Below are 15,578 nucleotides of genomic sequence, written 5' to 3' on the forward strand. Positions count from 1 at the left end.
GTCAGGCGCCAACGGCGATTCGGCGTTCTACTTCGGTTGGGCTTGGGTCGCGCAGTACATAGCCCCGCCCCCAAACGGTCTCGATGTAGTTAGAGCCACCTGTTACCTCGGCCAGCTTCTTGCGTAGTTTGCAGATAAACACATCAATGATCTTCAGCTCAGGTTCGTCCATACCCCCATAAAGGTGGTTGAGAAACATTTCCTTGGTCAGCGTCGTCCCTTTGCGCAGACTCAAAAGCTCCAGCATCTGGTATTCTTTCCCCGTCAGGTGGACGGGTTTGCCTGCAACATCTACCGTCTTGGCATCCAGATTGATCGAAATCATACCGGTGTGAATCACGGATTGCGCATGCCCTTTTGAGCGCCGGATGATTGCATGGATGCGCGCCACCAGTTCTTCACGATGGAAAGGCTTGGTCATGTAATCGTCCGCACCAAAGCCAAAGCCCTTTATCTTGTTTTCGGTATCATCCGCACCCGAGAGAATCAGAATTGGCGTGTCAATCCGTGCGAGGCGTAACTGACGCAGCACCTCGTGTCCGTTCATGTCCGGTAAATTCAAATCCAGAAGAATCAGGTCGTAATCATAAAGCTTGGCAAGATCGATGCCTTCTTCACCCAGATCCGTACAATAAACATTTAGATTCGCATGGGTCAGCATCAGTTCAATGCTGCGCGACGTCGTGGGATCGTCTTCAACCAACAAAATCCGCATCTGAAATTCTCCGCATTAATACCTCGCTCACCAACACATTTGCGTGAAATGGTTAACCACACGTTACTGTCATATTTAATAATCGAATTACAACCTAAAGTTGTCTGTATTTTTGTATTGAAGTCACTTTTAGCGCCGATTCCCCATATTTCGCGACAGCCTCGGTCCAAATTGCGAACTCTTCCTCTGACAGACCGTAGCGATCCAGCACTTCTGGCAAGGGAATCAGCCCGTAGGCGACCGCCCGCACCAAAACCGCCTTGCGACTGGCCACCCAGCGCTGCGTGTCCGCCGGCGGAAGGTCCGCACGGGTCAAAACCGACCCATCAGGAAGTGTTACCGCCCGCGGCCCATCAACTTTTTTCAGATACATTGCCTCACCCCTTCGACTTTGCTGCCGCCACACTGCACCCATGCTCTTAACGGGGGGTGAAACGCGGGGTTGTGAGTATCTTGCATTTTCCTATATTCCTGCGGACCTGGTTCACAAATGGACAACACAGATGAACAGCCCCCTAAATTCCCTTGGCCTCCCCAAGGCGCCGCGCGATACGCGGGTGGTCGTGGCCATGTCAGGCGGTGTCGACAGTTCGGTCGTCGCGGCGGTATTGGCCGAAGAAGGTTACGACGTCGTCGGCGTGACATTGCAGCTATATGATCACGGTGCCGCACTGGCCAAGAAGGGGGCCTGTTGCGCGGGTCAGGACATTCACGATGCGCGCCGCGTCGCAGAAACCATGGGTTTTCCGCATTATGTGCTGGATTATGAAAACGCCTTCAAAGAAGCGGTGATTGACGAATTTGCAGATGCCTACCTGGCCGGCGCAACCCCGGTGCCCTGCATCCGCTGCAACGAACGGGTAAAGTTCAAAGACCTGCTGGAAACCGCAAAGGATCTGGAGGCCGACTGCATGGCCACCGGCCATTACATCCAGCGCAAACTGGGCGCCAAAGGGCCGGAGCTGCATTCCGCCGCCGACCCGAACCGCGATCAAAGCTATTTCCTGTTTTCCACGACGCCAGAGCAGCTTGCCTTCCTGCGCTTTCCGCTGGGCCATCTGGCATCAAAGGCCGAAACCCGGGCGCTGGCTGCAAAATACGGGCTGGCCGTTGCCGATAAACCCGACAGCCAGGATATCTGCTTTGTGCCAAATGGCGATTACGCCGCCGTCATCAAAAAGCTGCGTCCGAATGCGGCCGATCCCGGTGAAATCGTGGATATGGACGGCAATGTTCTGGGCACCCATTCGGGCGTCATTCACTATACCGTCGGTCAGCGCCGCGGCCTTGGCATCGGCGGGCTGGAAGACCCGCTTTACGTTGTGAAGCTGGATCCCGACACGCGCCGCGTTATCGTCGGCCCGAAAGAGGCCCTTTCCACCCGCACCATCCCGGTTCGTGAAATCAACTGGCTGGGCGATACGCCGCTGGAAAGTCGCGCCGAATGGCCCGTGCTGGTTCGTGTCAGATCAACCCGGCCACCGCGCGACGCCGTGATCCGCCCAATCTCGGCGACCGAAGCCGCGGTTGAGCTGCTTAACCCCGAAGAAGGCGTCAGCCCCGGTCAGGCCTGCGTGTTCTACGCCCCTGACAGCACCCGCATTCTGGGCGGTGGCTGGATCTGGCGCGGGCGTTAATCTTTGCCCAAAGCCTGAAGAACGGCGCGGGCGGCGCGCAGGCCGGGCGCTTCGCCGCCTTCGCCCAGACGCGCCATCGTCAGGTTCATCGCGGCAAGCTGTTCGGCGCGGGCGTCAGCGTCTTCCAACAGGTGCAGCAACTGTGCCGAAATCGGGCCGGGGCGGCAGTTCCGGCCCAAAAACTCTGGCACTGCACGGGTTTCCGAGACCAGATTGACCAGCGTCACGGTATCCACCCGCAGCATCCACCCGATAAGCAGACGGCTAAGCGGCGCCATATCGTAGGCGATGACCATCGGCGTGCGGCTGGCGGCCAGTTCCAGACTGACCGTGCCACTGGCCGCCAGCGCAAGATCGGCGGCGGCAAAGGCGGCACGTTTTTCCGCCGCATCTTCGACAACTATCGGTGGCGACGGCCAGCGCGCCGCCATGCTGCGCACCATTGAGGACACCCCGCGCACCGTCGGCACAACCACCCGAAGCGCCGGTTCGCGGTCCCGAAGGCGCATCAGCGCTTCATCAAAGCGGGGGCCAAGGCGGCTGACCTCGCCCCCGCGCGACCCGGGCAGGCACAGCACCAGGGGCTGGTCGGGGCCGATCGAATGAGCCTCGCGGAAGGCGACGGCTTCGGCCTTGGTCGCCAGCGGCTCGGCCACCACCGGATGGCCGACAAAATCGCAGCCCATGCCGGCCGCCTGCATCAACGGCGGCTCAAACGGCAAAAGCGCCAGCACATGATCAATGACTTTGGCCATTTTCTTTGCGCGCCCGGGGCGCCATGCCCAGACCGAGGGCGCAACGTAATGGATGGTTTTCAGCCCCGCGTTTGCCGCCCGCGCCAGCCGCGCCACCCGCAGGCAGAAATCCGGGCTGTCGATGGTAATCAGCGCATCGGGCCGAAGCGCAGTGACCGCATCGGCAGCCTCGGCAATGCGGCGTTTGAGGGCGCGGTACTTTGGCAGCACCTCCCACAGGCCCATTACCGAAAGCTCTTCCATCGGGAACTGGCTTTGCAGGCCCTCGGCCTCCATCAAAGGGCCGCCTATGCCGAGAAATTCCGCGTCGGGGGCAAGCTGCCTCAGCCCAACCATCAGCGCTGCCCCCAGCTTGTCGCCAGAGGCCTCGCCCGCGATCAGATAAAACCTCAGCGCGCCCATAGGAACAGGCCCCGCGCCTCGGCTTCGGCAAGGGTGGCGGCACGGTCCAGCAACAACACGCCGCCCGCTTCCCAGGCAATACCCGCAAGCCCCGCAGCTGCCGCGCGTTTCACGGTTTCGGGGCCGATAGAGGGCAGGTCAATCCGGCGGTCCTGACCGGGTTTCGGCGCCTTGAAAACAACCCCGCGCGCGCCGTCAGGGTTGGGCCGCAGCCCTTGGTGCAAGGCAGCAAATTCCAGCATCGCATCCGTGCCGGGAAGTGCTTCGACCGCAAGGCAAAGACCTTGGGCGACCACGGCCCCCTGCCCTATGTCAACCGAACCCAAGGCCGCAACAATGGCGGCTGCGCGGTCAGCATCAGCCGCATCCGCGTTGGTCGGATTGCCGGTCAACACGCCCGGCCCCGGCACCAGATCGGGGTCAATCTGATCCGCGCCCACCACTTCCAGATCCCAATCCTCAAAAATCGCGATCACCTCGCGCAGCGTGGCATCATCACCCGATTGCATCGCCTGCAGCAGGCGCGGCACCAGTGTCGCTGTGCGCGCGTCAAACAACTCCGGGTCCAGCCTGGGCCGCCGCATCGCCCCGGCAAAGATCACCCGGCCAATTCCCCGGTCCACCAACCCATCCAGAAACGGCACCAGCCGTTCAACGCGAAAGCGCACCGGCTCAATCCCCGGCACGGATGAGGGGAACCCCTCCATTTCGCACAACACCCAGTCGCCGCTGATTACGCCAGCCAGCAATCGCGGCAACGCCCCCGTTCCGGCGATCAGCGCGGTCGCACTCATTGCGGGGTCAGGAAGGAGCGGTCCGACGGCCCCAGAATGAAATCAAGAACCTCACGCGCATAGGCACTTTGCTCTGCCGCCGGGGTTTCGCTAAGGACGCGGGCGCTGTCGCGAAAATTTCCCTCGGAAAGTGCAGCATATACTGCGCGCAACGCCGAGATTTCGGCCCGCGCCGCGCCGCGCCGCTTCAGCCCGACAAGGTTCAACCCGTCAAGATGACCGCGCGGCCCCTGCACCAGACCGTGCGGAATGACATCCGCCGTGACCATTGAAAGCGCGCCGATAATCGCGCCCCGGCCAATGCGCACCCATTGGTGAACCCCTGAAAGCCCGCCCACGATCACATCGTCTTCCAGCACGCAATGCCCGGCCACAGCCACGTTATTGACCAGGATAACCCGGTTTCCGACCTGACAATCATGCGCCACATGGCTGCCCGCCATCAGCAGGCAATCGTCGCCCACACGGGTCACATAGCCGCCGCCCTCGGTGCCGGTGTTGATTGTCACATGTTCGCGGATCCGGTTGCGCGCGCCTATTTCAAGGCGGCTTTTTTCGCCCTGAAATTTCAGATCCTGCGGGATCTCACCAATGGTGGCAAAAGGAAAGACCACGGTTTCCGCACCAATCACGGTGGCCCCGGTGATCACCGCATGGCTTTTGATCCAGACCCGCGGCCCCAATACCACCTCGGGGCCGATCAGGCAGAAGGGGCCAATGCGGCAACCCGCCCCAATCCGGGCGCCGGCCTCAATGATCGCAGCGGGATGGATCTCGGCGCTGGGGTCAATGGCCATGATTTACCCCTGCAAATCCATCATCGCGGTAAATTCAGCCTCGGCGGCCAACTGACTTTCTACATAGGCCTGCCCCAGAAACTTCCAAATCTTGCCGCCGCCGCGCTTGACGGTCACATGCAGTTCCAGCACATCGCCAGGCACCACCTTGCGGCGGAACTTGCAGGCATCAATACCCATGAAATAGGTCAGCAGCGGTTTGTCGATCACATCAAGGCTGATCCCCACCACCACCGCAGATGTCTGCGCCATCGCCTCGACGATCGTCACGCCGGGCATGATCGGCATATCGGGGAAATGGCCCTGAAAATGCGGCTCGTTGCAGGTCACATTCTTGATCCCCACTGCCGATTTGAACGGCACGATGTCGCGCACCTTGTCGATCAGCAGGAACGGATACCGGTGCGGAATGATCCGCTTGATCAGGCTCAGGTCGGCTTCGGTGTAGGCGGCTGGCTCGGACATCGGGTTCCTTCCCGTTGGTGGCGGGTTTGTCACCCGACTTTGTGTCTTGCTAGCAACGCCAGCCCGCCTTGGCAAGAACTCGGCTTAATTGTCCGTGCCGGGCGCTTGGGTCGACGGCGTCTCTGGGGCGGGTTTGCGCCCATCCCCCAAGGCCGCGTCAACGCGCGCGCCCAGATCCGCTGTCACATCTATATCCTTGGCGCCCCGAATGATCACGCGGCGATCCAAAATTGCCACCGCCCGCCGTGCCTGCAGCACTTCGTCCAGCAGCGGAAAAGCGGCCGAGATGAACGCCTGGCGTTCCTCATCCAGCCGCCGTGAAAGCGCGTGTGCCTTGGCCTCTTGCGCATCGCGGATATCGGTCACGCGTGCATCAAAAGCGTCAGCTTCGGCACGAAACGCCTCGGGGGTCATCGTAGAACGCCGCTCGGTCAGGGATTTTTCCTCAGCGACCAACCCCTCTGATATCCGGGTGTTTTCGGCTTTCAGCTGTGTCGATGCCGCCTCCATATCGGTCTTTACCCGTGCGCCCCACAGGGACGAGTCATAAAGGCGTTCCCAATCCAGTGTAAGGATCGGGCTGGGCACCAGGATGACACCGTCCTCACCCGCCTGCGCCTGAATGTTGGTGCCGGTCACACCCTCACTGGCAATCGCTGTATCAGACGTTTGCGCGCCCACAGCCCCGGCCGCCATCACCCCCATCAGCGTCAGCGTAAAGCACGCGCGCATCCTCTCGCCTCAGAACTTGGTTGAGATGGTCAGATCGAAGTTCTGCTCCAGGTCGTAGTCTTCCTTGACCAGGGCCTTTGAGAAGTTGAAACGGAGCGGCCCGATTGCCGTGGTCCAGAACACCGAAAGCCCAACCGAAGAGCGCCAGTGCAGATCATCATCAACCTGCACGCCGCCCGAGCCTACGGTGTTGTTCAACCCCCAGACTGACCCCACATCCATGAACAACCCACCAGTGATGCCATATTCTTCCGGCAGCCCCACCGGAAATTCCGCTTCAAGCCGCGCTGCGACGAAGTAATTACCACCAAGGGCGTCTTCATTGACCGCGTTCAGATCCCGTGGGCCAAGGCCGTTATACTCAAACCCGCGGATCTTGCCGTTGCCCGAATAGCGGTTGAGCACGCGGCTGCTGCTGTCATTCAACATATGGATCGCACCGCCTTCAAATTCAGCACGCAAGGTCACCTCTTCTTGCATGACCTTGGTGCTGGCCGCGACCCGCGCCGTCGTGGTGATCGCGTCAACGTCACCGCCCAACCCGGCAAAATCCTGACCAAAGCTCAGCAGCAAGCGGTTGTTGGGGTTCAACCCGTTCAGTTTGGTATCATAGCTGTAGGTATAACCAAGCGCGCTGGTTGTCTGATCGCCGCCATTGAAATCATAGGCACAACCCGCGGGCGCATCCTCGGATTCGCACAAAAGAATTGTCGAAGAGTCCGTCGTCAGGCCGTAAAGACGATCCTTTGACAGTTTATAGCGCAGTTCCAGTCGGCCATTCTCTGACACCGGAAATTCGATTGAAGGTGAAAATCCCATCAGGCGGGTCGAATAGTCAGAATTGTCATTGTCCGACGTGTTGTAATAGACGTTGAACTTGAACTTCAGATCACGGCCCAGAAGGTAGGGCTCGATAAAGGTGATTGACGAGTTTGCATTGTCTGACGCCGTCGCAATCGAGATACCAAGATATTGCCCCCGGCCCAGAAAGTTGGCCTCCTGCAGGCCCACATTCACCCCTAGCCCCTGGCTGACGCCATAGCTGGCCCCGAAGGTCAGGGATCCGGTGGGCTGCTCTTCGACGTTCACATCCACCACGATCTGATCACTATTGGTGCCAGGGCGCGAATTCACATCAGCTTTGGAAAAGAAGCCAAGCGCGCGGATCCGTTCGGCGGCATTGCGAATTTCGCGCGGGTTGAACGGGTCACCCTCGACGGTGCGGAACTGGCGGCGCACCACCTGGTCCAAGGTTGTGGTGTTGCCCTCGATGTCGATGCGCTCGACAAAGACGCGCGGCCCACGGGTCAGGGCAAACTCAAGATCCAATGTCCGATCGCGTTCATTCCGGGTCAGACGCGGCTCTACCCGAACAAAGTTCAGCCCCTTCTTCAGCGCCAACCCTTCCATCCGGGTGATCGCATTATCGACTGCATTGGGCGAATAGGTTACGCCAGAGCGGATTTTCATCAGCTTTTGAAACTCGGCAGCGTCCACCCCTTCGATTTCCGAAACGGTGGTGACATGGCCAAATTTGAACTGCTGGCCTTCGCGCACATTGAAGGTCATGAAAAAGGCATCACGCTCGCGCGCGAGTTCAGAAGAAACGCCCGTGACCTGCGCATCGATATAGCCACGCGAGCGGTAGAAATCCGTCAGCAGTTGTTTGTCAAACTCGACCCGGTCGGCAACAAAAGTGTCGCGCTGAATGAAGGTGCGCAACAGGCCCGCCTGCTTGGTGTTCACAACCTGCCGCAAACGCCGGTCTGAATAGGCGCGGTTGCCGGTGAAGGACAAGCGTTCAACCTCTGTCACCTTGCCTTCGCGCACCTCGAAAGCCACATCGACACGGTTTCCTTCGCGGCGAATGACCTTTGGGTCGACACGGGCCGCCATACGCCCGGTTTCGGAATAGGCCTGAACGATCTTGGCCGCATCAGCCTCGACGGTCGCCGGGGAATAGATGCGCCTCGCCTGCGAGGTAACGATACCTGCCAGCACCTCATCCTTGATCTTCTTGTTGCCCTCAAAGTTGACGATATTGATGGTAGGGTATTCCTCAACACGCACAACCAAGGTATTTCCCTTGGGCAAAATCTCGACAAGCTCAAACAGACCGGACCCTTTCAGCCGCTGGTAGGCATCATTCAACGCCCCGGCTGAAACCGTCTCACCACGGCTGATTCCGGTATATGCCAGAATGGTTGCAGGCTCGATCCGGTCGTTGCCCTCAATCTCAACGCGCTCAAAGCGATAGCTCTGCGCTTGCGCCTCTGTGGCGGGGGCAAGCCAAACCATTGCAAAGGCAAGAAAGACGAATGCCGCGCGCGCCGCGCCAGCGAACCCGAACCCGTTTTCGCCCCGTCGTGCAAACCAGACCTGCATTGTCTTCTCCCGCCAAAATCACAACCGTCCCTGAAAACGTGACTACCGTTAAAGGGGGGGCTTGTCAAAAGCCCAAGGTGAGATTGAATTGCAAGGTCAACAAAGTGTGGCGCTGCTGCCAACAGCGGTCAAAGCCGATTTTGCTCGGCCGGTGGCGCCGACAACATCTGCGCCACTTCCAGCCCGATGATACAGGCACCGACCAGTGCCGCGGCAATTGCCAGCGGCACCAGGATACGATCCGCCATCAGGTCGACAAAAACCGAAAGGCCGCGGCAACTGTTTGCGATCATTTCCATGGTATTGCCCCTTCCTTTGAAGGCCAAGGCTAGCCATGCTTTATGGCCAAAATGCGGCACGATCCAACGCCGCCATGCGGGCTTTTGCGTGAGGTCAAGGTGATGGGGCCTGCCTTGGCCCCCAACGAACCCTTCGTCGCTGCCTCAAAAGCCTACCGTTTCAGGACCTGATTGCGCTGGAACTCCGCACGCTCCGCGCTGCCATCATCATAGCCCACAACAACGCTGATGGATTTGACCGACCCAAGCGGCTGCTTGACGTATACCGCGTCGCTCGTGATGGCATTGGGCTGGGCACTGCCGGTGTGGCACGGCTCCATCTTGAAAACCTGTGTGGCCGGGGCACCATTCAACCCATATCGAATTGACGACAGGCCGCAACGCCAACCCAGTATATGCGTAAAATTTATAATATCCGCACCGCGATATTCCCGCAAAGACACCCAGTTCGCGCGCGTCATCGCTAAAATTGGCCGCACTTCAGCGGCAGTCGTAAAATCTTGCGCCGCGCCTACCCCTCCCCAGGCAATGAAAACCCCCAATACAGTAATCCAACGCATTCGCTATTCCTTTGGCCGCGCCCTTTTGCCAACCCGCTTTCCCCTTTATAGTGGGGCAAAACAACAGGGACATCGGTCATTATGGCGACAACTCAGACCAAACAACAAGAGTTCAACGTCGTCTGCGTCGCTCAAAGCGGAAGGCTTGAATACGAAGCCATAATTCTGGCCGCCTCATTTCGCGCGCAAAACCCGACCTTTGCAGGAACGTTGTTCATTGCCGAACCACAACCCGGCCCGCTCTGGAAGGGCGATACCCGCATCAGCAGCCCGGTGCGCGCGCTGTTGGAGGGTTGTGGCGCGCAAATCCTGCCATTCGAAACGCTCGCCTTCGGTCAAAGCTACCCATGCGGAAACAAGATAGAGGCGCTCTGTGCCCTCCCCGCAAACCGGCCTTTCGTCTTTTTTGACACCGACACCCTCTTCACCGCGCCACTCACCCCCACGCAATTCGATTTTGCCCGCCCCTCAGCCTCAATGCGGCGCGAGGGAACCTGGCCCGAGCCCCCCCTTTACGGCCCGGGCTACGGCGGCATCTGGAAATCGCTCTATGATCGCTTCGGGCTTGATTTCGCCTCGTCCCTGGACCTTGAACACCCAGATGAGCATTGGGAACGCTATCTCTATTTCAACGCAGGCTGGTTTTTTGGGCCCGATCCAGTGGCCTTTGGCAAACGGTTTCTCGACTACGCGCGCTCTATCCGCGATACCCCCCCCGATGAACTGGCCTGCCAAAGCCTTGATCCGTGGCTTGACCAGATTGCCCTGCCCCTGGTCATTCACGCCCTTGGGGGCGGCCGCCCCGGCGCGGCTTTGGCCGGACTGGATGGACATATCAGTTGTCATTACCGAAATTTTCCACTGCTATATGCGCGAGAATCCGATCACGTTGTTGAGATTTTGGAACAGATCTGCGCTCCAAACCCGGTAAAAAAGATCCTGCGCGCGTACGAGCCGATAAAAAAGCTGGTCTTGCAGCGCAAAGGCCACAAGGTCCGCGCCTTGTTTGACCGCGATGCCCTGCCCAGGCGCGAACAAGTCATCCGTAACAGGATCAAACGCGAAGGGCTCTGGCTACGCTGAGCAGGCTTTTTTTTGGAAAAAATACTCTCGCCGAAGGCGCCTTTACCTTCGTGCCCAAAAATCCCGCATCAGCAGAAATCAGGACCGCATTCCCTGACTTGACCATTCCTGAGGAAAAAACGTCCAGCTGATCGCAACTGGCGAAAACCGATTTCGCACCACCCACCTGCTGCGTGATTTTCGCCCCCCGATTCGCCCCGCCGCGACATTGTGCCCGGCCAGACGCTCGGCTAAGGTGCCGCGAACCATTTTGGGGAAAGATGACGATGAGCGATTACGCATTCGATACGCTGCAGGTTCACGCCGGCGCTGCACCAGATCCAGCCACCGGGGCCTGCCAGGTGCCGATCTATCAAACCACGGCCTATGTTTTCAAAGACGCGGATCATGCAGCGCGTCTGTTCAACCTGGAAGAGGTGGGCTACATCTACTCGCGCCTGACCAACCCGACGGTTTCCGCGCTGGCCGCCCGGGTGGCCGCCCTCGAAGGCGGTGCCGGTGCTGTTTGCTGCTCATCAGGTCACGCGGCCCAGATCATGGCGTTGTTTCCGCTGATGGGCCCGGGGTGCAACATCATCGCCTCGACCCGGCTTTACGGCGGCACGATCACCCAGTTCAGCCAGACGATCAAGCGTTTTGGCTGGTCCGCGAAATTCGTCGATCTGGACGATGCCGCCGCCCTTGAGGCCGCCATCGACGACAACACCCGCGCGGTTTTCTGTGAAAGCATCTCGAACCCCGGTGGCTACATCACCGATCTGCCGATGGTGGCGGCAATCGCCGACAAGGCGGGCCTGCCGCTGATCGTCGACAATACGCTCGCAACCCCCTACCTGTGCCGGCCCATCGAACAGGGCGCCACGCTGGTGGTCCATTCCGCAACGAAATACCTGACCGGCAATGGCACCGTTACCGGCGGCGTGATTGTTGACAGCGGTAAATTCGACTGGTCCGCCAGCGGTAAATTTCCCAGCCTTTCGGAACCCGAACCCGCCTATCACGGTCTCAAATTCCACGAGGCACTGGGGGCCATGGCCTATACCTTCCACTCCATCGCCATCGGCCTGCGCGATCTGGGTATGACGATGAACCCGCAAGGGGCGCATTACACACTGATGGGCATCGAAACCCTCAGCCTGCGGATGGAACGGCATGTTGCCAATGCCAAACGCGTTGCGGAATGGCTGGAGGCTGATCCGCGGGTCGAATTTGTGACCTATGCGGGGCTGGCCTCGTCGCCCTGGCACGGTCGGGTCGCCAAGGTCTGTCCCAAGGGCGCGGGCGCACTTTTCACCTTTGCGGTCAAGGGCGGGTATGATGCCTGCGTCAAGCTGGTGGACAACCTCAAACTTTTTGTCCACGTCGCCAATCTGGGCGATACGCGTTCCTTGGTCATCCACCCGGCATCCACCACGCACCGCCAGCTGAGCGAAGAGCAGCAACGCGCCTCCGGTTCTGCACCCAACGTCGTGCGCCTGTCGGTCGGGATCGAGGATGCGGGCGATCTGATCGCCGATCTCGATCAGGCGCTTAGCGCCGCCACCGCCTGACATCAGTGCGATATCATCAACGGGCCGGGGTGAAACCTCGGCCCGATCCCGTTCTACCACCCTTGCAACCATCGCGCCGCACACCCGCCACTACAAGAAATCAGGGCCACCACCGAGGTGTTCTTCTTTCAATGCGCGGAAAACTGCTTTACCAAAGGCAGAACCCGACGCGCCAGTTTCGGCGCCTGTTTGAGATGTGCTAGATCCTCGGAATGAAACCCAATTTTGCGCTTAATCTTTCACATGACGGCATCGGCCTGTGGCATCGCAGCGCCGCAGGGTGGATCAGTGTGGGATCCGTTATGCCCGACGTCGCTGATTTTCCGGGCGCAATGGGGCGTTTGCGACGTTTGGCGCTGGGGTTGGCCCCCCAGGGGGTCACCTCAAAACTGGTGATCCCCGGATCACAAATCCTCTATCTGGAACTGGACGCCCCCGGCCCCGATGCCGCCCGGCGCCGAACTCAGATCGCCGCCGCGCTTGAGGGGCGCACCCCTTATGCGGTTGCCGATTTGGTATTTGACTGGTCTGGCACCGGCAAAAGTGTGCAGGTTGCCGTTGTCGCCCGTGAAACCCTGGCCGAGGCCGAGGCCTTTGCCGAACAACACGGCTTTAGTCCGGTCTCCTTCGTCGCGCTGCCCGAACCCGGTACATTTGCCGGAGAGCCGTTTTTTGGCCTGACCTCAACCGCCGCGCAGCACCTGCCCGAAGGGTCGCGGCTTGATCGGGACCAAGATCCGATCCGATTGGTTCAGCCACCCGCGCCAAGCCCCGATATGCCCCCCCCGCCCCCGGCACCCGCCGCAAACACCCCTGATGTCAGCACAAAAGCAGACGTGGGTCATGCGCGCATCAGAGATAAAAACGGCGCGTCTTTGACACCCGAAGTGCCAGCCCCGGCACCGGCCACTGTGGCTTTGCCGCAAAAGCCCGCCGCATCCGCGCGCTCTGTTGAACCGGCCAAACCTGCGCCCGGTGCCCTGCCATCAAAGCCAGATCAACCCGAGGTTCCGGCCCCCTCACCGACCGCACCGCACCCCGAAACACCAAAAGAAGATCCGATACCACAAGACCCCCTTCCCAAGGATCCGCCGCCCGAGGCCCCGCAACCCCAGGATCCACCCTACAATGCACCCCCCTCTCAGGATCCGCCGATCGCAGGCAAGGCGCCGACCTTGCCGCAAGAGGCCATCGCCGTGACAGGCCCGGATCATCCCGACTCCGGTGCCTCAAGGATGCCGCGGACAGACCGCGCCCCCCAAGACGCCAGGCACGAGCAAGGCGTTCCCGGTGCCAAGATCATCGCACTGCCAGACCCCCAGGAAGATCTGCCCGGGCGCGCAGCCTCGGTCGCGCCGTTTGTATCGCGGCGCAAACCGATCTCTGCCAACCCGGACAGTGTTCCCAGTGGTGCCCCCCGTCTTGGGGCGGTCCCTGCCCGCAACGCCCAGACACCAGCGGATGCCGCACCCAAGCCGTCAAAACCCGGCGACCGGCCGCTACCAACATCCTTACTGGCAACGTCCGTGCTGGCACCCGATCTGGCAATTCCCGATCTACCGCAAACCGGGGCCGCAACCGACGGCCGCGCAGCACGCAAAGATCATCATGCCCCGGTGCAGACCAAGCCATCCGCCAAGGCCGGCGCCACATTTCGAGCCGCTGCAAGATCAACCGCCGCAATCGGGGGGGCCGCCAGTAAGGCAATCGCGCGTGATCTGATTGCGCGCATCAACACCTCGACGGTGCGCAACGCAGCCCCGGCGATGCAAGAAGCTGACCCGGGACCCGATCCCGCGCCTTCTAAAACCGTCTTCGGGGGCCAGAGGCGATTGGTGCGCAACAAACCGCGCTATCTGGGGCTGATGCTGACCGCCGCGCTGGTGCTGTTCATGGGAATTGTCGCGCTGTGGTCAAGCATTCTGGGCAATCGGGAGGCACCCCAAACCGTCTCGGTGCTGGCCCGGGATGACCTGCCCACCACCGCTGCCTCGCAACCTTCGCCGGTTGAAACCGCGCTTGAATCAGCGCCAGAAACCGCCGAAAATACGGCGACCCCGCCCGCAGACGTCTCAACATCCGCAGCAACCGATCCGGCGCCAGAAACCGCTGAAGCATCCCCCCCGGCAAGTGCCGCACCCAGCGCTGTCACCCCCCCCGCTCTCGATAGTAACAGCGGCGTCTGGGGGGCCGTAGAGCCACAAGACGGGCAGCAACCGGGAGAGGCGCTGGTAGATCTGGGGATTTCCCCCACCGACCCCGCGCCGGTCACGCGAACCGGGTCTGAGCTACCCCCCATCGGCACACTGGCCGACGATCCGCGCCCCGCTGCGTTGCCAGAGCCTGTGCCCTATGACCGGCTGGCCCGGATTGCGCCAGACGGCTTGTTGCAACCCACGCCGCAGGGGGTAATCGCCCCGGGGGGCTTTACACTCTATGCCGGGCGCCCGCCCCGCATACCCCGCGAGCGGCCCAAAAGCGTGATTGAGGCGGCCCTTGCCGCATCCCGCGCGCCGGTTGCCGTTACGCCGGCCTCGGCTGCTACAAATGCAAAAACCGTTGATCCTGAACCCTATTTTGACCCGGCCCTTGCCGGGCGGCGCCCGGTTTCGCGCCCCAAAAGCATCAAGCCCCCCGCTGCGCCAACCCAAACCCCCACCGAACCCGCCGCCGCGCCCCTTCCTCTTGACGAAGGGGCAATCCTGTCCCCGGCGGACAAGGCCCGCTATGCAGCGCTGCAGGCAGCCTCACCGCGCGCACGCCCGGCAGCGATCAAAGCCGCCGCCGCAAGCGCCCTGGCCGCCCAAAAGGCCGAAGCTGCCGCCGCCGCCGCGTTGGAACAATCCCTTGCCAGCGCATCGCCACAAGCGGTCAGCGTATCGCGGCGCCCGGCAAACAGGCCACGCAACTTCTCAGGTGCGGTAGAGGCGGCATTGGCGCTTGCCGTGGCATCCGAACCTGCCGCAGCAGTCGCCGCCCCGGCCCGCATCGCAACGCTGCCCAAAGCAGCCCCCGCCGCGCCGCAGCACGAGGAAATCGACGAACCCGAGCCCGTGGCGCCCACGCCAAAAGTGCCCACCAGCGCCTCGGTTGCGAAACAGGCGACACAGAAAAACGCGCTTAATATGGGCAAGATCAACCTGATCGGGCTATATGGTTCATCGGGTAATCGACGCGCCCTGGTGCGGCTGGCAAATGGCAAATTTGTCAAGGTCGAGGTCGGTGACAAACTTGATGGGGGTCGCGTGACCGGGATTGGCGATGGCCAACTGACCTATCAAAAGAACGGCAAAAGCCTATTGCTGAAACTCCTGAAAGACGGCTGAATACCCGTCACCGAACCGACGGATGCGGCCTTTTGGCGGGTTTTGCCCCCTTGCACGCCACTGCACTTGCGTTAGGGT

The 15,578-nt window shown here is 60.8% G+C and carries 14 protein-coding genes; 4 read left to right on the forward strand and 10 right to left on the reverse strand.

What is annotated here, in order from left to right:
* Nucleotide 1: 1 nt before the first annotated feature.
* Both ctrA and ACM62R_RS05070 read right to left on the reverse strand, forming a co-directional pair.
* Complete coding sequence (gene ctrA / locus ACM62R_RS05065; protein ID WP_415182974.1) at nt 2-715, reverse strand: response regulator transcription factor CtrA; 714 nt, start codon at nt 713-715, stop codon at nt 2-4.
* Between the two features lie 94 nt (nt 716-809).
* Nucleotides 810-1,088 carry a DUF1153 domain-containing protein gene (locus ACM62R_RS05070; protein WP_415182975.1) on the reverse strand — a complete coding sequence of 93 codons (279 nt, stop codon included), beginning with the start codon at nt 1,086-1,088 and terminating at the stop codon, nt 810-812.
* 130 nt (nt 1,089-1,218) lie between these two features.
* Between ACM62R_RS05070 and mnmA the strand changes: the two genes are divergently transcribed.
* The gene (gene mnmA, locus ACM62R_RS05075; RefSeq protein WP_415182976.1) at nt 1,219-2,352 is read left to right on the forward strand and encodes a tRNA 2-thiouridine(34) synthase MnmA; all 1,134 of its coding nucleotides are present in this window, start codon (nt 1,219-1,221) and stop codon (nt 2,350-2,352) included.
* Here the strand turns inward: mnmA and lpxB are convergent.
* The 8 genes from lpxB to ACM62R_RS05115 form a co-directional block, all read right to left on the reverse strand.
* Nucleotides 2,349-3,500 carry a lipid-A-disaccharide synthase gene (gene lpxB, locus ACM62R_RS05080; protein WP_415183002.1) on the reverse strand — a complete coding sequence of 384 codons (1,152 nt, stop codon included), beginning with the start codon at nt 3,498-3,500 and terminating at the stop codon, nt 2,349-2,351. The genes mnmA and lpxB overlap by 4 nt on opposite strands.
* Nucleotides 3,497-4,303: an LpxI family protein gene (locus tag ACM62R_RS05085; protein ID WP_415182977.1), complete on the reverse strand. Its 807-nt coding sequence runs from the start codon at nt 4,301-4,303 to the stop codon at nt 3,497-3,499. Before ACM62R_RS05085 ends, lpxB begins: the two co-directional genes overlap by 4 nt.
* Nucleotides 4,300-5,100, reverse strand: coding sequence for an acyl-ACP--UDP-N-acetylglucosamine O-acyltransferase (gene lpxA / locus ACM62R_RS05090; RefSeq protein WP_415182978.1), 801 nt, complete (start codon nt 5,098-5,100; stop codon nt 4,300-4,302). The genes ACM62R_RS05085 and lpxA overlap by 4 nt, the downstream gene beginning before the upstream one ends.
* A gap of 3 nt (nt 5,101-5,103) precedes the next feature.
* Entirely contained in the window at nt 5,104-5,565 is a 462-nt protein-coding gene (gene fabZ, locus ACM62R_RS05095; protein WP_415182979.1) for a 3-hydroxyacyl-ACP dehydratase FabZ, read from the reverse strand.
* Nucleotides 5,566-5,649: 84 nt separating this feature from the next.
* Nucleotides 5,650-6,297, reverse strand: coding sequence for an OmpH family outer membrane protein (locus ACM62R_RS05100; RefSeq protein WP_415182980.1), 648 nt, complete (start codon nt 6,295-6,297; stop codon nt 5,650-5,652).
* Between the two features lie 9 nt (nt 6,298-6,306).
* Complete coding sequence (bamA, locus tag ACM62R_RS05105; protein WP_415182981.1) at nt 6,307-8,682, reverse strand: outer membrane protein assembly factor BamA; 2,376 nt, start codon at nt 8,680-8,682, stop codon at nt 6,307-6,309.
* 128 nt (nt 8,683-8,810) lie between these two features.
* On the reverse strand, nt 8,811-8,981 hold the full coding sequence (locus ACM62R_RS05110) for a hypothetical protein (protein WP_415182982.1): 171 nt from the start codon (nt 8,979-8,981) through the stop codon (nt 8,811-8,813).
* Between the two features lie 152 nt (nt 8,982-9,133).
* Nucleotides 9,134-9,541: a hypothetical protein gene (locus tag ACM62R_RS05115; RefSeq protein WP_415182983.1), complete on the reverse strand. Its 408-nt coding sequence runs from the start codon at nt 9,539-9,541 to the stop codon at nt 9,134-9,136.
* 81 nt (nt 9,542-9,622) lie between these two features.
* Here ACM62R_RS05115 and ACM62R_RS05120 point away from each other — a divergent pair, with 81 nt between their 5' ends.
* From ACM62R_RS05120 to ACM62R_RS05130, 3 genes are all read left to right on the forward strand, one after another.
* Nucleotides 9,623-10,624 (forward strand): hypothetical protein, encoded by a 1,002-nt coding sequence (locus ACM62R_RS05120; protein ID WP_415182984.1) that lies wholly within the window; start codon nt 9,623-9,625, stop codon nt 10,622-10,624.
* A gap of 266 nt (nt 10,625-10,890) precedes the next feature.
* Nucleotides 10,891-12,174, forward strand: a complete 1,284-nt coding sequence (locus ACM62R_RS05125) for an O-acetylhomoserine aminocarboxypropyltransferase/cysteine synthase family protein (RefSeq protein ID WP_415182985.1) — start codon at nt 10,891-10,893, stop codon at nt 12,172-12,174.
* Between the two features lie 212 nt (nt 12,175-12,386).
* On the forward strand, nt 12,387-15,500 hold the full coding sequence (locus ACM62R_RS05130) for a hypothetical protein (RefSeq protein WP_415182986.1): 3,114 nt from the start codon (nt 12,387-12,389) through the stop codon (nt 15,498-15,500).
* The last annotated feature ends 78 nt before the right edge of the window (nt 15,501-15,578 follow it).

Origin of the sequence: Phaeovulum sp. (genome assembly GCF_047638075.1) — a bacterium.
Classification (GTDB): domain Bacteria; phylum Pseudomonadota; class Alphaproteobacteria; order Rhodobacterales; family Rhodobacteraceae; genus UBA6197.